15 protein-coding genes are annotated in these 20,089 nt (G+C 71.9%); 4 read left to right on the top strand and 11 right to left on the bottom strand.

Annotated features, from left to right (window positions below; all coding sequences use genetic code 11):
• Positions 1–3 precede the first annotated feature (3 nt).
• Positions 4–594, bottom strand: coding sequence for a phosphoribosylglycinamide formyltransferase (gene purN / locus ACQ143_RS11140; RefSeq protein ID WP_449570756.1), 591 nt, complete (start codon positions 592–594; stop codon positions 4–6).
• A 4-nt stretch (positions 595–598) separates the two neighbouring features.
• Entirely contained in the window at positions 599–2,173 is a 1,575-nt protein-coding gene (locus tag ACQ143_RS11135) for a cell division protein PerM (RefSeq protein ID WP_449570755.1), read from the bottom strand.
• A gap of 85 nt (positions 2,174–2,258) precedes the next feature.
• On the opposite strand from ACQ143_RS11135, the gene ACQ143_RS11130 reads away from it, so the two are divergent.
• Positions 2,259–3,716 carry an NCS2 family permease gene (locus ACQ143_RS11130; RefSeq protein ID WP_449570754.1) on the top strand — a complete coding sequence of 486 codons (1,458 nt, stop codon included), beginning with the start codon at positions 2,259–2,261 and terminating at the stop codon, positions 3,714–3,716.
• 97 nt (positions 3,717–3,813) lie between these two features.
• On the top strand, positions 3,814–6,408 hold the full coding sequence (locus ACQ143_RS11125) for a hypothetical protein (protein ID WP_449570753.1): 2,595 nt from the start codon (positions 3,814–3,816) through the stop codon (positions 6,406–6,408).
• A gap of 21 nt (positions 6,409–6,429) precedes the next feature.
• Here ACQ143_RS11125 and ACQ143_RS11120 read toward each other — a convergent pair whose 3' ends face one another.
• The 3 genes from ACQ143_RS11120 to sucC form a co-directional block, all read right to left on the bottom strand.
• Positions 6,430–6,870 carry a nitroreductase family deazaflavin-dependent oxidoreductase gene (locus ACQ143_RS11120; RefSeq protein WP_449570752.1) on the bottom strand — a complete coding sequence of 147 codons (441 nt, stop codon included), beginning with the start codon at positions 6,868–6,870 and terminating at the stop codon, positions 6,430–6,432.
• Between the two features lie 90 nt (positions 6,871–6,960).
• Positions 6,961–7,863, bottom strand: coding sequence for a succinate--CoA ligase subunit alpha (gene sucD / locus ACQ143_RS11115; RefSeq protein ID WP_449570751.1), 903 nt, complete (start codon positions 7,861–7,863; stop codon positions 6,961–6,963).
• A gap of 28 nt (positions 7,864–7,891) precedes the next feature.
• A complete protein-coding gene (sucC, locus tag ACQ143_RS11110; RefSeq protein ID WP_449570750.1) occupies positions 7,892–9,058 on the bottom strand; it encodes an ADP-forming succinate--CoA ligase subunit beta in 1,167 nt (388 codons plus the stop codon).
• 149 nt (positions 9,059–9,207) lie between these two features.
• Between sucC and ACQ143_RS11105 the strand changes: the two genes are divergently transcribed.
• Entirely contained in the window at positions 9,208–9,876 is a 669-nt protein-coding gene (locus tag ACQ143_RS11105; RefSeq protein ID WP_449570749.1) for a TetR/AcrR family transcriptional regulator, read from the top strand.
• A gap of 222 nt (positions 9,877–10,098) precedes the next feature.
• Entirely contained in the window at positions 10,099–11,142 is a 1,044-nt protein-coding gene (locus ACQ143_RS11100; RefSeq protein WP_449570748.1) for an ATP-dependent DNA ligase, read from the top strand.
• Between the two features lie 25 nt (positions 11,143–11,167).
• Here the strand turns inward: ACQ143_RS11100 and ACQ143_RS11095 are convergent, their stop codons facing one another.
• From ACQ143_RS11095 to ACQ143_RS11070, 6 genes are all read right to left on the bottom strand, one after another.
• Positions 11,168–12,748, bottom strand: coding sequence for an aspartate:alanine exchanger family transporter (locus ACQ143_RS11095; protein ID WP_449570747.1), 1,581 nt, complete (start codon positions 12,746–12,748; stop codon positions 11,168–11,170).
• Positions 12,745–13,251 carry a nitroreductase family deazaflavin-dependent oxidoreductase gene (locus tag ACQ143_RS11090; RefSeq protein ID WP_449570746.1) on the bottom strand — a complete coding sequence of 169 codons (507 nt, stop codon included), beginning with the start codon at positions 13,249–13,251 and terminating at the stop codon, positions 12,745–12,747. Before ACQ143_RS11090 ends, ACQ143_RS11095 begins: the two co-directional genes overlap by 4 nt.
• Complete coding sequence (gene ligD / locus ACQ143_RS11085; protein WP_449570745.1) at positions 13,248–14,276, bottom strand: non-homologous end-joining DNA ligase; 1,029 nt, start codon at positions 14,274–14,276, stop codon at positions 13,248–13,250. Before ligD ends, ACQ143_RS11090 begins: the two co-directional genes overlap by 4 nt.
• Positions 14,277–14,563: 287 nt before the next feature.
• Positions 14,564–15,733, bottom strand: a complete 1,170-nt coding sequence (locus ACQ143_RS11080; RefSeq protein WP_449570744.1) for an SseB family protein — start codon at positions 15,731–15,733, stop codon at positions 14,564–14,566.
• A gap of 154 nt (positions 15,734–15,887) precedes the next feature.
• Positions 15,888–17,489, bottom strand: a complete 1,602-nt coding sequence (locus ACQ143_RS11075) for an HNH endonuclease signature motif containing protein (protein WP_449570743.1) — start codon at positions 17,487–17,489, stop codon at positions 15,888–15,890.
• Between the two features lie 90 nt (positions 17,490–17,579).
• The gene (locus tag ACQ143_RS11070; RefSeq protein ID WP_449570742.1) at positions 17,580–20,015 is read right to left on the bottom strand and encodes an ATP-dependent helicase; all 2,436 of its coding nucleotides are present in this window, start codon (positions 20,013–20,015) and stop codon (positions 17,580–17,582) included.
• Positions 20,016–20,089: the final 74 nt, after the last annotated feature.

Below are 20,089 nucleotides of genomic sequence, written 5' to 3'. Positions count from 1 at the left end.
GGGTCAGGTGGCGTAGGCGGCGAGGTCGAGCTCACCGGTGGCGATGCGGCGGACGACGTCGATCAGCAGTCGACGTTCGACGGGCTTGATGCGCTCGTGCAGGCTGTGCTCGGTGTCGTCGGGCAGCACGGGGACGCGCTCCTGCGCGAGCACCGGACCGGAGTCGACCCCGCTGTCGACGACGATGACGCTCGCCCCGGTCTGGGTGACGCCGGCGGCGAGCGCGTCGCGCACCCCGTGCGCACCGGGGAACTCGGGCAGGTAGGCGGGGTGCGTGTTGATCAGGCGCGGGGCCCACGCGTCGACCAGCTCGGCCGGCAGCAGGCGCATGAGCCCGCTGAGCACCACGAGGTCGGGCTGCCACACGTCGATCTGCGCCCGCAGCTCCCGGCCCCACTGCTCCCGCGTCTCGAACTGGCGGAACGGCACCATGACGGTGGGGATGCCGAACTGCTCGGCGTGGTCGAAGCCGTCGGCCTGGCGGTCGGCGCCGACGACGACCACGCGCGCCGGGAAATCGGGGTCGGCGGCGGCTTCGAGGAGCGCCCGGAGGTTCGAGCCGGCTCCGGAGATGAGGACGGCGACCGTGAGCACCCGGCTAGTCTAACGGCGGCCGCGTGCCACCCTCGGTGTCGTGACGCGGCGGCAGGAACTCGTCGAGCGGCATGGTCTCGGCGGTGTCGGGCGCGGCCTCGTCGGCGGCGGTGCCCGCGGGCGGCGGCACGGTGGCGCCGCCCGGCTCGGCGGGGGCGTCGGCTTCGAGCGGCGTGACCGGGGCGGTCGCGTCCGGATCAGCCTCCGGCCACAGCTCGATCGGCCCGGTCGCGTCCGGATCGGCCTCCGGCCACGGCGTGACCGGTGCGGTGTCCTCCGCGGCCCTCGCCGGTTCGGCTGCGAGACCGGTGGCGTGATCGTGCCAGGGTGCCACCGCCGGCGTGCGGTGCCGTGCGGGGGCCCGGTCCTCCGGTGCCGGCTCGAGCCGGGGCGCGAGCAGCAGGATGCCGGCGCCGATGCCGATCTCCACGGCGACGGCCAGGGCGAACGGGCCGGCCGCCGGACCCACCGTCGCCATCCGGCCCGGCCCGATGCTGCCGGAGGCGAGCGCCGCCAGCAGCGCGGCCGCGGCCGCGCTCGTGGCCACCAGCAGACCGAGCACCGCCAGGCGCGGCGCCATCGGCTCGTCGCCGGCCGATCCGCCTGCCAGCCGCGCGCGGGCGATCCCGCCGGCGAGGGCGCCGGCGCCGATCACGCCGAGGGCCAGCAGCAGCAACCAAGTCGAGGCGCCCTCGGGCACGGCGCCGAGCACGGGGATGCCGGGCACGACGCCGAGGCTCGTGCCCGCCGGTGAGACGGTGGTGCCGGCGCCGAGGGCGAAGCCGGGTCCGGCGACGTACGCGGCGGCCCACACCACGAGCGTCGGGAGGAAGGCCAGCTGTGCCAGGGAGAAGACGACGACGCCGAGCAGGTCGAGGTGCGCGGATTGGTACAGCCCGACGATCGCGCCCCCGCGGGCGAGCAGGACCCCGGCCAGGCACACCGCCGCGAAGCCGACGACACCGACGAGAGCGGCGGCCGCGCCCCGCGCGGCAGCGGCGGGGACGTGCACCCAGTCGGAGTGCCGGGCGAGGGCCGCACGCGCGGCATCCACCCACCCGTCGTCGCCGTGCCGCCACGCGCCCACGAGGGCGCCGCCCAGCGCGGGGACGACATAGACGAGGGCGGGGCCGGCGACGGCGACCACCGTGTCGACGGCGGCGACGTCGAGGTGCGCGGTGAGGGCGAACGCGGACGCCGCCGCCACCACGACGACGGCGCCGCCGGCCACGCCCAACGGCCACGCGCCCGCCTTCGCGGCGCGGGCGCCGGAGCGCGCAGCGAAGATCGCGGTGAACGCGGCCAGGGCCGTGGGCGCCAGGGAGAGCGCGAACCGGGCCCCGTCGGCAGGGATGCCGGTCGCGGTCAGGTACTGCTCGCTCAGGGTGATCTCGACCGGGACGAAGTGCCCGAACTGCCACACCCGCACCACCGCCGGCCACAGCGCGCTCCAGTCGGCCGTGCCGCCGAAGCCGAAGGCCCACAGCAGGGTGGCGGGTGCGGCGACCACGACGAGACCGACGGCGACGGCGATCGCGGCGTCGAGGGCGGCCAGCAGGGTGACGAGAAGGCGGTTCATGCGAGATCGACCCTACCCACCGCAGCCGGCCCGTCCCGGCGGGCGCGCCCGGCACCGGTCCGCTACGTTTCTTCCAGGAGGATTCATGACCACAACCACGTCGGCCGACCCGAAGCCCGACTCGACCACCCCCACCAGCAAGCTCGACCGTTTCTTCGAGATCACCCGCCGCGGCTCCACGCTCGGCGCGGAGGTCCGCGGCGGCGTCGTCACGTTCGTCACGATGGCGTACATCGTCGTGCTGAACCCGATCATCCTGACCGGCTCCGCCGATGTCGAAGGCACCACGCTGTCCTTCGGCGCCGTCGGTGCGGCCACCGCACTGACCGCGGGCGTCATGACGATCCTGTTCGGCCTGGTCACGCGCCTGCCGTTCGCGTTCGCCGCAGGACTGGGCATCAACGCGTTCGTGGCGTTCAGCGTCGTCGGGGAGGTCACCTGGGCCGAGGCCATGGCGCTGGTGATGATCAACGGCGCGATCATCGTGCTTCTGGCGGCCACCGGGCTGCGCAAGATGATCTTCGACGCGGTGCCGGTGCAGCTGAAGATCGCCATCACCGTCGCGATCGGCTTCTTCATCGCCTTCATCGGGTTCGTCAACTCGGGCTTCGTCACCTCGACCGGCGCGAACTCGCCCCCGGTCGGGCTCGGCCAGGGCGGCTCGGTCACCACGGTGCCCACGCTCATGTTCCTCATCACGCTGCTGCTGACCGGCGTGCTCATCGCGCTGCGGGTGAAGGGTGCGATGCTCATCGGCCTGGTCGTGGGCACGGTGCTGTCGGTGATCGCGGAGGCGATCTGGTCGCTGGGCTCGGCGGTCGACAACCCCGGTGGCTGGGGTCTGACGGTGCCGGCCCTGAACGGCTCGCCGGTCAGCGTCCCCGATCTCAGTCTGATCGGCGCCGTCGACTTCGGCTTCGACCTGGGTCGGGTCAGCATCGTCACGCTCGTCATGCTCGTGTTCACGCTCGTGTTCTCGAACTTCTTCGACGCGATGGGCACCATGACGGGTCTGGCCAAGGAGGCGGGGCTGGCCGACCAGAAGGGCGACTTCCCGCGCATCAAGTCGGCGCTGGTCGTCGAGGGTGTCGGCGCGCTCGCCGGTGGCGCGACCTCGTCGTCGTCGGCCACGGTGTTCGTCGAGTCCGGTGCGGGCATCGGCGAGGGGGCGCGTACGGGCCTGGCCAACGTCGTGACGGGCGTGCTGTTCTTGCTGGCGATGTTCTTCACGCCGCTGACCTCGATCGTTCCGACCGAGGTGGCCGGGGCGGCTCTCGTGGTCGTCGGCGCGATGATGATGGCGCAGGTCAAGAGCATCGACCTGACGGACTTCCGCGTGCTGCTGCCGGTGTTCCTCACCGTCAGCGTCATGCCGCTGACCTACTCGATCGCCAACGGCATCGGCGCCGGTTTCATCAGCTGGGTCGTCGTGCACGCCCTGTCGGGCAAGGCCAAGACGGTCAGCCCGCTGCTGTGGATCGTGGCCGCTGGCTTCGTGATCTACTTCGCCCGCGGCCCCATCGAGCTGCTCGTGGGCAGCTGACGCCGCGTCGGATCAAGGGGTGGATGCCGCGGCATCCACCCCTTCTTCTTTCCCGCGGGCCTGCCGGCGCCGGCTGCGCCCGGCTAGCATGACGGCCATGCAGGCCGAGCAGACGGGCCCCGTCGCCGCGGCGACGCCGCCGGCCGCCGCCGTGCTCGAGCTGCGGGTGCACGGCGTGAACAACACGACCGCCCCCGCCCTGCTGGATCTGCGCCCGCAGGATGTGGAGCTCGTGGCCGGCGACAAGCTGGGCAGCTTCTGGCGCCCCACCGCCACGGCACTCTCGGCGCTGACGCAGGGGCAGCGCGGTTATGTGCCGCCGGGCATCGTGCGCGAGGCGTACTCGTGGGGCGGCATGGTGCGCACCACGCCGGACCTCGGCAGCGCGGGGCCGGCGGGCGTGGCCGCCAGCGCCGTGGCGCGTGTCTTCTACGCGATGATCCTGCCGTTCAGCATCGCCAACGCCGCGCAATGGTCGTGGCGGCTGCCGTCGGCGCGCGCCGACGAAAGCGGGGTGCGCCGGTTCGCCGCCGCGACGCGCCTGTTCGGGCTGCTGCTGACCCTGCTGTTCACCTGCACCGCCGTCGCTGTGGCGCTGGACATCGGCGCGCTGCAGTGCGCCGCCGCTCCCCGGCTGTGCGGGCCCGTCGCCGATCTGGCCGCCCCCTTGGCGCGGTGGACACCGGGCCAGCGCCTGGCGCTGTTCGCCCTCGCCCCGGCGGCCGCGGTGGGTGCCCTGTGGCTGCTGTCGGTGGTCTCCCGGCTGCGGTACGAGGTGCTGCCGGGCATGGCGGGCGACAGCGCCGCCGAGATGCCCGAGGCCCGCCGGGACGCCGCGGCGCCGACGGCGCTGCTGGCCCACCCGGGGTTCTGGGCCCATCGTCGCAGCTCGACGCTCGCACGGCTGCACTTCGCCGCCGGGATGCTGCTGACCACCCTGCTGACCGCCGCGCACGCCGCGATGGCCTGGCACACCACGTGCACCGGTCTGGGCATCGACGGCACGTGCGTCGGCGCCGCGACCTCGTCGGTATCGTTCTGGGTGTTCGCGGTGCCCGCCGTGCTGGCGGCGGCCGGGCTGCTGGGCGCCGGCGTGCTCACGGTCGTGGCGCCGACCACGGCGCTGGCCGCCGAGCCGGGTGACGGCCGGCCCGGCGACGCCGCTTCCCGGGGTGTGCTGTACGGCGCTCTGGCCCTGTTCCTCATCGTGCTGGTGGCCCTCGTGTTCGCCGATACCGCCCCGGCGGCCGCCTCCGGCCCGACCCGGCTGTACGGCGCCGGCGCGACGCCGCTGGTCATCGTGAGCGCCGCCGCGCTGGTCGCCGTCAGCGGCGTCGCCTGGCGCCCGGTCGCCGGGCGCCGCCACGCGGCCTGGCACGGGTGCGGGCCGGCCGTCTTCCTGACGATGGCGCTGGCGCTGGCCACGGCATTGAGCTCGATCGTGGTCGTGACCACCGGCAACCTGATCAACGGCACCCCGGGTGCGGCGGCGCTGGTGCGCGACGCCGAGGCGACGGGGCCGTCGGCCGCACTCGTGGTGTCGAGCTGCTGGGTCGCGCTGGGGGCGACGGCGCTGGTGGGGCTGATCGTCGGCCTGGCCGGGGTGCTCGCGGCGGCGGCCGCGCGCCGCGACGTCACCGAGCGGGCCCAGGAGTGGGGGGCACCCGGCGGCCCGGGTGCCATCGACGTCCCGCCCGGCGGCGTGCTGCCCCCCTCCCCCACGACGCTGTTCGCCCGGATCGCGACGGCGCGCGCGAACGCCGCCCGTGCGCACCTCGTCGAGCCGCTGGTCGGCGTCGTCACGGGCTGCCTGGGCGTCGCACTGCTGGCCGGCATCGTCTGGTCCTGGGCCGCGTACCTGCGCGGGACGTCGCTGTGGTCGACGCTGCCGGTCGTGCCCGACGGCACCGTGCGCACCTTCCTGGCGGTGTCCCTGCCGGTGCTGGCCTGGACCGGCGCGGGAGCGGTCGCGGTGCTCGCCATCGGTGCCGCGACCACGCGCAACCGGCCGCTCGGGCTGGTCTGGGACATCGTCTGCTACCTGCCGCGCACCGGTCACCCGTTCGGTCCCCCGTCGTACGCCGAGCGCGCCCTGCCGGAGATCGCGGGGCGCCTGGTGGCCTGGCTCGACGCGGCGCCGGAGCGGCGGGCGGTGCTGGCGGCGCACAGCATGGGCGGGGTGCTCGCGGTGTCGGCCCTCGGCCTGCTGGCGGGCGCCCCGGCGACCCGGCCCGTGCTGGCGCGCATCTCGCTGCTCACCTTCGGGGTGCAGCTGCGCGCCTACTTCGGGCGCATGCTGCCCGAACTGCTCGGTCCCGCCGCGCTCGGCACGGAACCGGCCCTGGCCCCGCGGGTGCGGGACACCGACCCGTGGCAGGCCGACTACCTCGCCCAGGGCGGCACCACCGCAGCCGATCCGGCGTCGCACGCGGTGGGCCGGCTCGCCGGGAACCTCGTCCCGGGCGGGGTCGCGTGGCTGAGCCTGTGGCGCCCGACGGACTATCTGGGGTTCCCGGCGGTGAGCACGGCGCGGGCCGACCCGCCCCGAGGCTTCCGCAACGACGTCGACCGCGTCGCCGAAGAGCTCGACCTGTCGGGCTACATGGTCGAGGTGGGCACCCACAGCGAGTACTACCGCACGCCGGCGTACGCACAGGCGGTCGACGATCTGCTCGACCGACGGCCCGGGTGAGGAGCGCTGCCGATCCGCCGCTCAGCCGTCGAACGGCTCGAGCACGAAGACGGCGATGAGCCGGTCGGTCTTGCCCTGGTAGTCGTCGTAGTCGGGCCACACGGCGGTCGCCCGCTGCCACCACTCGGCGCGGTCGGCACCGCTGAGCTCACGCGCCCGGTAATCGCGCTTGACGGCCCCGTCCCGCAGTTCGACGTGCGGGTGACGACGGATGTTCTCGGCCCACTTGGGCTCGTCCGGGGCGCCGCCCTTGGAGGCGACCACCGCGTAGCACCCCTCGTGTTCGACCCGCATGAGCGCGGTCTTGCGCAGCCCGCCGGAGACGGCGCCGACGGTGGTGAGCACGATGATCGGCACGCCGCGCAGCAGGTTCGCCTCCGTGCCTCCGGAGGCCTCGTACTTCTCGGCCTGCGTGCGGGCCCATTCGGACGTGGAGGGGAGGTAGGTTCCGGTGAGCGGCATACCTCCAGGGTAGGGCCGCGGCGCCGCCCGCGGCCCCGGCACGCGAAAGGGGGTGGATGCCGTGGCATCCACCCCCTCCTCGTGCCGGTCTTACAGTCCGGCGATGATCTCGCGCATCAGGGCGGCGGTCTCGGACGGCGTCTTGCCGACCTTGACGCCGGCGGCCTCCAGGGCCTCCTTCTTGGCGGCGGCGGTGCCCGCCGAGCCCGAGACGATGGCACCGGCGTGGCCCATGGTCTTGCCTTCGGGCGCGGTGAAACCGGCCACGTAGCCGACGACCGGCTTGGTGACGTGCGCCTTGATGTACTCGGCCGCGCGCTCCTCGGCGTCGCCGCCGATCTCGCCGATCATGACGATCGCCTTCGTGTCGGGGTCGGCCTCGAACGCGGCGAGGGCGTCGATGTGCGTGGTGCCGATGATCGGGTCGCCGCCGATGCCGATGGCGGTCGAGAAGCCGATCTCGCGCAGCTCGAACATCATCTGGTAGGTCAGCGTGCCGGACTTCGACACGAGGCCGATCGGGCCGGGGCCCGTGATGTTGGCCGGAGTGATGCCGGCGAGCGCCTCACCGGGGGTGATGATGCCGGGGCAGTTCGGGCCGATGATGCGGGTCTTGTTGCCCTTGCTCTTCGCGTACGCCCACGCCTCGGCGCTGTCGCCCACCGGGATGCCCTCGGTGATGACGACCAGCAGCGGGATCTCGGCGTCGATGGCCTCGATCATCGCGTCCTTGGCGAACTTCGGCGGCACGAAGGCCACCGACACGTCGGCGCCGGTCTTCTCGATGGCCTCGGCGACGCTGCCGAACACGGGCAGTTCGACCTCGCCCTCGTGCGGCTTCTCGTGGGTGACGGTGGTGCCGGCCTTGCGCGCGTTGACGCCGCCGACGATGTTGGTGCCCGCCTTCAGCATCAGCGCGGTGTGCTTGGTGCCCTCACCACCGGTGATGCCCTGGACGATGACCTTGGAATCCTTGTTGAGGTAGATCGACATCTCTTGTCCTTGTTTCCGTCTCTTCGTCTCAGGCGTTCGCGAGCTCGGCAGCCTTGTCGGCGCCCTCGTCCATGCCGGCGGCCAGAGTGACCAGCGGGTGGTTGGCCTCGGCCAGGATCGCCCGGCCCTCGTCGACCTGGTTGCCGTCCAGGCGCACGACCAGCGGCTTGGTGGCCGCGTCGCCCAGGATCTCGAGCGCCTTCACGATGCCCTCGGCCACCGCGACGCAGCTGGTGATGCCGCCGAACACGTTGACGAACACGCTCTTGACCTGCGGGTCCCCGAGGATGACGTCCAGACCCGACGCCATGACCTGCGCGTTGGCGCCGCCGCCGATGTCGAGGAAGTTCGCCGGCTTCACGCCGCCGTGGTTCTCGCCGGCGTAGGCGGTGACGTCGAGGGTCGACATGACCAGGCCCGCGCCGTTGCCGATGATGCCCACCTGGCCGTCGAGCTTGACGTAGTTGAGGCCGGCCTTCTTGGCCTTGGCCTCGAGCGGGTCGGCGGCATCCTTGTCCTCGAGCGCCTCGTGGTCGGGGTGGCGCACCTCGGAGCCGTTGTCGTCGAGGGTGACCTTGCCGTCCAGGGCGATGATGTCACCCGAGGCGGTGCGCACGAGCGGGTTCACCTCGACGAGCGTGGCGTCCTCGCCCTTGTACACGTTGTAGAGCTTGACGAACACGTCGGCGACCTTCGAGACGAGCTCGTCGGGGAAGTTCGCGGCCTTGGCGATCTCGATCGCCTTGGTCTTGTTGATGCCCACCAGCGGGTCGACCTCGACCCGGGCCAGCGCCTCGGGGCGCTCGACGGCGAGCTCCTCGATCTCCATGCCGCCCTCGACCGAGCACAGCGACAGGTACGAACGGTTCGCACGGTCCAGCAGCACCGAGAAGTAGAACTCCTCGGCGATGTCGGCGCCCGCGGCGACCATGACGCGCTTGACGACGTGCCCCTTGATGTCCAGGCCCAGGATGGCCTGGGCCGCTTCGTAGGCCTCGTCGGGGGTCTTGGCGACCTTGACGCCGCCGGCCTTGCCGCGGCCGCCGGTCTTCACCTGGGCCTTGACGACCACGACGCCGCCGATCTTCTCGGCCGCCGCCTTCGCCTCCTCGGGGGTGTCGGCGATGATGCCGGCGAGCACCGGCACCTCGTATTTCTCGAACAGGTCTCGTGCCTGGTACTCGTAGAGATCCACGTGCAATCCTTCGCTGGGCGACTGTGGGTGATCGGTGCCGAAAATATCTCGATGTCGAGAGATCGACCGATCTCCCAGTTTAGTACGCCCGCCGCGACGGACCGGCCCGGCCGGTCCCACCAGGCGGGCACACTAAGATTTCAGGCACGATGAGCGACCCGGCCCACCCCACAGCACGCAACGCCGTCGTGGCCGCTGCGCTCGACCTGTTCGCCACGCAGGGCTTCGAAGCGACCAGTGTGGAGCAGATCGCGCAGGCGGCCGGGGTGTCACGCTCCACGTTCTTCCGGCAGTTCGGCGGCAAGGACGACGTCGTCTTCTCCGACCACGACCTGCTCATCGCCGAGCTGCGCGACTTCCTCAGCCGCACGCATGCGAATCCGTGGGCGGCCGTGTGCGCGGCATCCGTGCGCGTGTACCGGCACTTCGCCGCCGACCCCGAGCTCGCCCGCCGCCGCTACACCGTCGTGCGGCAGGTGCCGGCGCTGCGCGAGCGCGAGATCGTCGAGGTGTTCCGGTACGAGCGACTGTTCGACGAGTACCTGCGCGGCGCCGTGCCCGGGCTCGACCCCATCGACGCGGTCGCATTCGCCGCGAACGTGACCGCCGTGCACAACCACGTGCTGCGCCGCCTGCTGCGGGGCCCCAAGCGGGTGCCGCTGTCGGTGCTCAACGACGCCTACGACACCCTGCTGCACCGATTCGGCGTGCACCCCGACGGCGAGGCCCCGGCCGCCGACGACGTGGTGGTCGCGACCTTCCCCCGCCGCATGCCCGCCGCCGAACGCGCCCGCCGCCTCGCCGAACAGCTCGACTGACGGGGTCTGGGTCGTCGCCTTCGCGGCGGCGGCCTGCCACGATGGGTCCATGCCCGCGCGCAGCACCCGGATGATCGGTCGCGACACCGAACTGGCCGTCCTGCGCGGGGGGCCACCGGCGTCGCGGGGCGGGGACTGCGGGCTCCGCCCCTCACCGTGTGCGGGGCCCGCGTCGCCGAACCGGGGGTTACGCCGGTCACCGGGCGCGGGCAGGATGGGGGCGTGCCCTACGACATCCCTGCGCCCATGCTCGCCAAGTCGGTGCCCGAGATCCCCGATCCGGCACGGACGCCGGGCGGTCTCCTGTTCGAGCCGAAGTGGGACGGCTTCCGGGCGCTGGTGGCGTGGGACGGTGAGAACGTCGAGTTGGGCTCGCGGGGCGCGAAGCCGCTGACGCGCTATTTCCCCGAGCTCGTCGACGCGTGCGCCCGGCTGCTGCCGGAGCCGTGCCTGCTCGACGGGGAGATCGTGGTGGCCGACGGCGAACCCGGGTCGCAGCGGCTGCAGTGGGAGATCCTGTCGCAGCGCATCCACCCCGCCGCGTCCCGAGTGTCCATGCTGAGCGAGACCACCCCGGCGATGTTCATCGCGTTCGATCTGCTGGCGCGCGGGGATCGTGACCTGCAGCCGGCGCCGTTCTCCGAGCGCCGGGCAGAGCTCGAAGACCTGCTCGCCGGCATCGGCCACCCGCTCCATGTGACCCGCACGACCGACGACCCGGAGGTGGCCCGACGCTGGCTGGCCGAGTTCGAGGGGGCCGGGCTGGACGGCGTCGTCGCGAAGCCGCTCGACCAGCCGTATGCGCCGGGCAAGCGCACGATGTTCAAGATCAAGCACTCCCGTACCGCGGATGTCGTGGCGCTGGGTTACCGGATCCACAAGAGCGGTCAGGGCGTCGGTTCACTGCTGGTGGGGCTCTACGACGACGACGGTCACCTGCACAATGTCGGCGGTGTCGCCGCATGGAGCAACGCGCGCCGGCTCGAGCTGGTCGACGAGCTGGCCGAGCTGGTCGAAGTGGATGCCGCGGGGCAGGCGGTCACCGGCGAGACCGACCGGTCGCGGTTCAGCGGCGGCAAGGACGTCTCGTACGTGCGGCTGCGACCGGAGCGGGTACTCGAGGTGCGGTACGACCAGCTCGAGGGCCGGCGGTTCCGTCACACGGTGCAGTTCGAGCGGTGGCATCCCGACCGCGAGCCGCGGTCGTGCACGTTCTCGCAGCTCGAGCAGGTGTCGGCCTACGACCTCGCCGACGTCCTGCGCTGAGCCGGCCCCGGGCGTGCGGGCGACCTCAGAGCAGGATGATGATCTGCGCGGCGACGATCTTGACGACCATCGCGGCCGGGTAGATCAGGCTGTAGCCCAACGCGACGCGCGGGTCGAAGTGGGTCCGCTCCTGAGCGAACGCCAGCAGCGCCGGGTTGGTCATCGCGCCGCCGAGCGCACCGGACAGGCGCGTGCCGCCGAGCGCGAACACGTGCCGCAGGACGAGGTAGGTCGCCACCACCACGATCGTCGTCATCACCGCGCCCAGCCCGAGCAGGGTCACGACCTCCCCCGAGGTGATGGCGGCCACGATCTGCGAGCCGGCTTTGATCCCGGCGAACGCGAGGAACACCAGCAGGCCGAACTCCGCGATGACGGTCGCCGCGGTGATCGGCAGCGACACCGACACCGCGCCGATGCGGCGCACGCGCCCCAGCACGAGCCCGATGATCAGGGCGCCGGCGGCGAACCCGAAGGTGAACGCTCCGCCGCCGGGCAGCGGGATCTGGACGACGCCCACCAGCAGCCCGATCGTGACGCCAAGGCCGAGCGCCACCGGATTGGTGTCGGTCGTGCCGCGCTCGGAGTCGCCGAGGTAGGCCGACACCTCCGGCATCCGCGCCTTCGGGCCGACGACCCGCAGCCGGTCGCCCTGCTGCACAACCGCATCCGGGGTGGCAACGAGGTCCACGTCGCCGCGCCGGATCCGCACGATCGACGCGCCGAACTTCTCGCGCAGGCCCAGGCTCGCGATCGTGCGGCCGGACAGCGCGGCCCGCGAGACGATGATGCGGCGGTAGTCCAGGGTGCTGCGCTGACCGACGACGTCGACGGTCGAGGTGTGGCCGAGTTCTTCGGTCACGGCGTCGACGTCGTCCCGGGGGCCGACGACGTTGACGACGGCACCGGCGGTCAGTTCGGTGTCCTCGTCCGCCACATGCATCGAGCCCTCGTCCTCGCGGTGCATCCGCGAGACGGTGATGCGCCCGCCGTACCGGCGGGCGAGGTCGCCGACGGTGGGGTGGGAGGTGGTGTCGACCCGGACCGCCTTGTCGATGATCGGCGCGGGGGTGTCGGTGTCGGAGGGGCTGTGGCGCAGGGCGAGCCATACCGCGACCATCGCGCCGACCACGCCGTAGACGTACGCGCTCGCGTACCCGACCGTGGCGGCCGGACTGCCGCCGGTGGCGGCCAGAGCCGGGGTGTTGGTCATCGCGCCGGCGAACGTGCCGGCGATCGTGTCGCTGGTCACTCCGAGCGCACTGCCCAGCGCGACCCCGGCCGCGGCGGCGGCCAGCAGGATCACCACCGCCACGAGGATCGTCGGGTAGGCGGATTTCAGGGCGTTGAAGAACCCGGGACCGGCGATGACGCCGGTGCAGAAGGCGAACACGATCACGCCGAGGTCGCCGACCGCAGCCGGGATCTCGAGCGTGACGCCCTGTGAGACGGCCCACGCGTTGAGCGCGATCGCCGCGAACAGCACCCCCACGGCCCCCAGCGAGATGCCGCGCACCCGCACGCGGCCCAGGGCCGCGCCCAGGCCGACCAGCAGGAACAGCGTGATCGAGGGCTGCGCCTGCAGGAACGCGAAGATCCCGCTCACGGGCAGTCGCCCGGTCCGGCCGGGAGTCCGGGCACCGCCGCCGGCTCCGGCGGTGTGAACTCCACCATCGCGATGTGCGCTTCGCCCCCGGCGGCGAGGTCCAGCGCGGCGGTGAGCTCCCGGTAGGCCTTCGGGTACCGGCGGCCGTACCGGGTCAGCGTCGCCTCCGCCTCCGCGTCGTCGAGGAAGCGCACGTGCGCAGGGACGCGCCGTGCCCGCCCCGTGCTCAGATAGGCCACCCCGTTGGCGCGCAGGTTGCGGTACCACTGCGCCCGGGTGCCGAAACCGGAGACCACGCGGAGGGTGTTGCGCCCCCGCTCGACCACCTCGACGACCACGTAGCGCGGCTCCTGTGAGACGCGGCCGAGGTGTTCGATCATGACGAGCCGCTCCCCGAACACCCAGCCCAGTCCGGCGCGGTACAGGCCGATCGGCAGGCGCATGAGCCGGCGGTTGCCCAGCGCCCAGGCGGCGATGCGGGCGGGCACGCTCGGCTGCGTCATCCGGTCTCCTCCCAGTTGTCGGCGTTCTTGCGACTGGGCTGCACCCGGGGCGGCTCCCCCGGCATCTTGGGGAATTCCGGCGGGAAGGGCAGTTCCCCGAGCCCGTCGTCGAGGTCGCGCTGCCACCACTCGAGGAGCGTGTCGATGCGGCCGGGCGCGCGGGACATCTCCGCCCACGGGTCGCCGAGGGCGGCGAGTCGCTCGGGCACGGAGCGGATCGTGAACGCGGCCGGGTCGACACCGGCATCCAACTCGTCCCAGGTGATGGGCGTGGACACCGTCGCGCCCGCCAGCGCACGGGGGCTGTAGGCGCCCGCCATCGTGCGATCGCGGTTGGCCTGGTTGAAGTCGATGAAGATGCGCTCGCCGCGCTCCTCCTTCCACCAGTTCATGGTGACCTTGTCCGGCATGCGCCGTTCGAGTTCGCGTCCGGCGGCGATCACGGCGTGGCGGACATCGAGGAACTCGTGGGTCGGCTCGATCGGGCAGAACACGTGGATGCCGCGGTTTCCACTGGTCTTGAGCCACGACTCCAGCCCCGCTTCGCGCAGCACTTCGCGCAGGGCGGGTGCGACGGCGGCGGCGTCGGCGAACCCGGTGCCCGGCTGCGGGTCGAGGTCGATGCGCAGCTCGACGGGGTTGTCGGTGTCGGTGGCCAGGGACGCCCAGGGGTGGAAGACCACGGTGTTCATCTGGATGGCCCAGACCACGGCGGCGGCCTCGGTCAGGACGACCTGGGGATGCCGGCGCCCGCTGTTGTAGGTGCACATGACCTGGTCGACGAACGCCGGCGCACCCTTGGGCGGGTTCTTCGAGAAGAAGCTCTCTCCGTCGACGCCGTCGGGGAAGCGTTCGAGCGACACCGGCCGGTGGCCGTTGGCGCGCAGGAACGGCTCGGCCACCGTGATCGCATACTCGGCGAGCTCGTGCTTGGTGATGCCCGGTTCCGGCCACAGCACGCGGTTGGGGCTGGACAGACCGACCTCGTGGTCGCCGACGGTCAGAGTGATGCGCTCGGAAGCCATGTTCCGAACCTACGGCTTCGTAGGCGCGGCGAGAAGGGCCGGGCAGGAGCCGGTGTCGGCGACGGCACACACAGAACGGACCCGTCGCGGCGCGGGTCATCCGGCGGCCAGTCGTACGGGTCCGTAAACTGTGGAAGCTTCGGTGAACCTCTGCTTCTTGGCTCCGAGAATACCGGGTTCTGGCAGGAAGTACAGGGGTGCCGGCCGGAACTAATCCCACCGGCTGGGAGCCGCCGGCGTGGGCGGGAGCGGGGGCGCGCCGGCGTGCTGGGCGTGCCGGTCGCGCGTCACTGGGCGAGGGCGAGGACGGGCGCCAGGTCGTCGCGGTTCAGGCGGATCCACGGCCCTGCCGGGTCGATCAGGATGCCGGTGATCTCCGAGTCGGCGGCGAGCGCCTTGCCGAGCTGTTCGGCGGTGAGTGGGAGGGGGCGCTCGTCGCGGCCCTGGACGACGACTTCGAGCGGGTGCGAGAACACCTGCAGCAGCCGCTCGCCGTCCTGCGTGCGCACTTCGGCCAGGCCCACGCGGTCGGAGTCTTCGGCTTTGCCGGCGGCGACCCACAGCTTCGCGCGCGTGAGCGCCTGGGCGAGGTCGTTCGCCGTCGCGTCGGTGCGCGGTGCGGCGAGCAGGTTCTTGACCGGGAAGCCGTCGTCGGCCTGCTCGAGCGCCTTCTCGATCAGCTGCCGAGGCAGGATGATGCGTGCCTGGGGGGTGGCGTGGTCGATGATGAGCCCCGCGTAGGGGCCGTCGACGACGGTGCGCAGGATGACCTGCGCCGGCTGCCCGACCGCGGAGGTCTGGGTGTCGCCGTCGGAGGCGATGCTGCGCTGCAGGGCCTCACCGCCGGTGAACGCGAGCAGGAAGCGCTGGTCTTCGATCGCCGAGACGGCGAGGTTCAGCTGTTTGCCCTCGGCCAGCAGCGCCCGCGCGTCGCCGCGCACCCGCACGTAGAGGTTCCCCTGCATCGTCTGCCGCATCGCGTTGATGATGTCGCGGTTCTCCGGCTTCTCGGGAAGCGCGGCCAGGGCGCTGCGCAGCACGACGTTGTCGGGCAGGCCGGGCACCTTCTCGGTCGGGGCCGGTGCCTCCGCAGGGGCCTGCAGCGGAGCCGCGGCCGGGGCCGGGGTCGGTGCTTTGCCGTAGGTGGACAGGGAGATGTTGACGTGCGGCACCGGCTCATCGGGTGCCTCGGAGCCGGGAGGCGTCGCGGGTGCGGCGGACGTGGTGGTCCCGTCAGCGGCGGGCGTGGCGGGTGCGGCGGACGCGGTGGTCCCGTCAGCGGCGGGCATCGCGGGTTCGGTGGACGCGGTGGTCCCGTCAGCGGCGGACGCGCCGGGGTCCACACCGGCAGGAGCGCCGGCGTCGGCACCCGGTTCGGTTTCCACCGGTACGTCGGCCTCCCCCGTGCTCGGCTGGGCGGCAGAGGGGGTCTTCGATCGGCGTGAGAACAGTGCCATCGTGCCAGCCTAACCGCGCGGCCATCGGACGTCCCGGGTGCGACCGACCGTGACGCGTCGCCGCCGGGCCGCGTGAGGCGGCGTGACGGCTTGCTCGCCCGGCCGCGTCAGGTGGGCGACCGCCATGCCGCCGGCCCTGTCCCCACCCGACCCGTCAGGCGGCGCGCCAGTGGGGTCTGGCCGGTGCGGGCGGCGGATCCCAGGCCCACTTCCAGGGCGCTTTGGCGACCAGAGTGGTGGGTGGCCCGCCGGTGTCGGAGGGCGGGTGCAACCGGAACGCGTCCTTCCCATCGCGCGTGATGCGCCAGCCGCGGTTGTGGAGCAGCAGGTGATGGTACTTGCACAGCAGGATGCCCCGGTCGATGTCGGTACGGCCGCCCTGTGCGACCGGGTCGATGTGATGCGACTCACAGTACGACGCAGGCATGTCGCAGCCCGGCCACATGCAGCCCCCGTCTCGCGCCGCCAACGCCAAGCGCTGCTTCGGCTGGAAGAGCCGCTGTTCCCGGCCCGCGTCCAACGGGTTCCCGCATACGTCCACCGTGACCTCGGTGCTGCCGTGCATGCACAGGTTCCGGTCGATGACCGATCCGGCCAGCGGGTGCCCACGATCCTCGGAGTATCCCGTGGCGAGCAGTCGCCCGTAGGCGTCCCGCGGGCCGGCGCACACACCACTCCCGTCGTCGCCGGTGGGATCCTTCACGACGACCATCCGCACCCCGGGCTGCCGCACGCCGAACACGTCTTTCGCGTCCGCGACGGCCCCCGCCCGCATCACGGACATGAGCAGGTCGTACGCGAGCTGGTCGTTCGTCCGCGGGTCGTCGCGCAACCGGGTGCCGGTCGCACGTTCTTCGTCGGTCATGAACCGGGGCCCGCCCCGACGGGGCCGCAAACCGGCATCCAGTATCGCCTGCGCCCACAGTCCGTCTTCGTCATCGAAGACCACGCTGCCGCGGCGCTGCCCGTCGCGGTCGAGCCATGTGCGAAACGAGCGATTCTCGAACCGCCGCGCATACCGCTCCTCGGCTCCGGCCGGATCGATCGCGTCGCGCACAGCCCGGGCGTGCACCGCCAGATCCTCCAGCGTCAGCGAGGCGGCGTCATCGATCAGGCCCGCGGCCGCGACCGCCCACACCTCGGCGGTGTCCGCCGCGTCGTCGAACGGCTCGCCCAGACCGCGGCGGATCACATCATGCTGCTGATCGGTGAGGCGACGGCCCAGATGCGCGTCGCGCAGCACCGTCGTGAATGTCGGTCGCGGTGCCTCGTCGCGGCTGCCCGGACCACCGGGCGTCGATCCGGGACCGTCGGCGCCCTCGGCATCCGCGCCGCCGGCGGCATCCACCCCGCCACCGGCACCCGGATCGGCATCGGCGCCGCCACCGGCGCGCCGCTGCTCCTGCTCGATCGCCTCTTCCAGCAGCGCCTTGCCCACGCGCACCTGTCGCAGCGCGTCGCCCCTCGACCCGCCGGTGATGTCCTGGATCAACGACGCCGGGGAGGCATGGCCCTCACCCGCCGCCAACCCGCCCTGGCCCGCTCTGCGCGGCGAGCGGTGCGCCGCCACCCCTGCCACCAGCGCCTGCAGCCGGGCCACATCACCGGCGATCGCAGCAAGGTCGCGGGCGATCTCCACGACCGATCGATCACTCAGACCGAGAACCGCCGACGGCAATTCCGCGGCGTCGACGCCGAGCTCGGCGAAGCATGACAAGCGATCCAGTCGCCGCCCCACGTCCGCCAGAATGTTCATATTCACATTCTGGCAGGGACCTCCGACATTCGAAGCTAGATTCGACATAGCAGGGTCTACAGCGCGAAGCTGCCTCGTCCCCGAGAAGGCCTACAGCTTGCTGATCGGCGCGATCTTGATGAGCAGCTTCTTGGCCCCGGCACTGTCGAATCGCACGTGCGCCACGCGCTTGGCGCCCTCGCCCGTGACCAGGTCGACGCGGCCCTCACCGAAGTCGTCGTGCCGGATGCGATCACCGGGCGCCAGCTCGAGGCCGCTGTTGTCGCGGACCTTCGCCGGGATGCGGTTGGCGAATTTCTCGATCGATCCGGCCGGCTTCTCGCGACGCGGCAGAGGCACCAGATCGTCTCCGTACCGACCGCCGGAGGTGCCACCGAACCCGCCGCCGGGCCGGCGCGCGTTGAGGGCCCGCGAGCGGGAGCCGCCACGGGAGTTCACATCGCCCGGCGACTGCCGCCAGTCGATCAGCTCGTGCGGGATCTCCTGCAGGAAGCGACTCGGCATGGCGACCGACACCTCCCCGAACTGGGCCCGGGTCATCGCCAGCGACAGGTAGAGGCGCTTGCGCGCGCGGGTGAGCGCAACGTAGAACAGACGCCGCTCCTCCTGAGGTCCGCCGGGCTCCCCCGCCGAGATGCGATGCGGGATGAGGTCCTCTTCGACACCGGTGACGAACACGGCGTCGTACTCGAGGCCCTTGGCGGTGTGCATCGTCATCAGGGAGACGACCCCCGACGCATCCTCGAGGTCGTCGGCATCCGACACCAGCGCCACCTCGGTGAGGAAGTCGAGCACGGTGCCCTCGGGATTGTTGCGGGCGAACTCGCGGGTCACGGCGATGAGCTCGTCGAGGTTCTCGACGCGCGCTTCGTCCTGCGGATCCTTGGACATGCGCAGCGCGTCGGAGTACCCGGACTTGTTGAGCAGCAGCGTGAGCCCCTCGGTCACCGCGGTGGGCGGGGCGATCTCGCCCGACGAGGGCAGCATGATCTCACTCGCCTCGGCCAGCACGGCGTCGAGCTGCGCGATCGCCTTCTGGAGCTTGGGTCCGACTCCGAGCGCCGACGCGTTGGCGAGCGCGTCGCGGAAGGTGATCCCCTCCTCGGCGGCGTAGCGCGAGATCGCCTCGATCGTCACGTCGCCGATGCCCCGGCGCGGCTTGTTCACGATGCGCCGCACGGCGAGCTCGTCAGCGGGGTTGGCGACCGCGATGAGGTAGGCCATCGCATCCTTGATCTCGGCGCGGTCGTAGAACTTCGTGCCGCCCATGATCTTGTACGGCACCGCGGCGCGGATGAAGATCTCCTCCAGGGCACGCGACTGCGAGTTGGTGCGGTAGAACACGGCCATCTGGGCGTAGTCGACGCCCTTGGCACGCAGCGCTTCGATCTCGTCGGCCACGAACTGTGCCTCGTCGTGCTGCGAATAGCCGGTGAACCCGATGATGGGGTCCCCGTCGCCCACATCGGTCCACAGCTTCTTGTCCTTGCGGTCGAAGTTGTGGCTGATGACGGCGTTCGCCGCCGACAGGATGTTCTGCGTCGAGCGGTAGTTCTGCTCGAGCAGCACGACCTTGGCGCCGGGGAAGTCGCGCTCGAACTCGGTGATGTTGCGGATGTCGGCGCCCCGGAACGCGTAGATTGACTGGTCGGAGTCACCCACCACCGTCAGCGACGCACCCTCGAGTTCGGGGGCCTCGGAGGCCTCGAAGATCATCATGCCGCCGGCGGCATACGGCTCGGCATCGCCGACGACCGGCCGCGTCAGCTCATGGATGAGCGCGTACTGCGCGTGGTTGGTGTCCTGATACTCGTCGACCAGGATGTGCCGGAACCGGCGGCGGTAGACGTCGGCCACGTGCGGGAAGGCGCGGAACAGGTACACCGTCTGGGCGATCAGGTCGTCGAAGTCGAACGCGTTCGCCTTCTGCAGCGCCCGCTGGTAGTCGCTGAAGATCTCGGCGAACAGCCGCTCGGCCGGGTCGGAGAGGTTCGCCTGCCGCGCGAACGACTCGGCATCGGCCAGCTCGTTCTTGAGTTTCGAGATGCGCGACTGCACGGATGCCGGGGTGAGGCCGAACGCGTCGGCTTCATGCTCCTTGACGAGGCGTTTGATGAGCGCCCGCGAATCGCCCGAGTCGTAGATGGTGAAGCTCTTGGTGAAACCGAACTGCCGCGCCTCACGCCGCAGGATCCGCACGCACGCGGAGTGGAACGTCGAGATCCACATGCTCTGCGCACTGTCGCCCACCAGCTGCTGCACGCGCTCGCGCATCTCGCCGGCGGCCTTGTTGGTGAACGTGATCGCGAGGATCTGGCTCGGCCAGGCCTCCCGGTTCCGCAGCAGCGACGCGATGCGGCGGGTGAGCACGCTGGTCTTGCCGGAACCGGCCCCGGCGACGATGAGCAGAGCCGGGCCGCGGTAGGTGACGGCGTCGCGTTGCGGTGGGTTGAGGCCGCGCAGCAGATCGTCGTCGGCGCGCGCGGAAGAGTCGCCCACGATCACGGGCTTGACAGGTTCAGGCATGGCCCGTCAAGTCTAGGCTCGCCGCCCGACACCGGCCCCCGGCATCCACCCAGCCCGCACGGGGACAATGGAGC

It is taken from the genome of Microbacterium pollutisoli (assembly GCF_053586795.1).
This window is presented reverse-complemented; position numbering and strand designations above follow the sequence as displayed.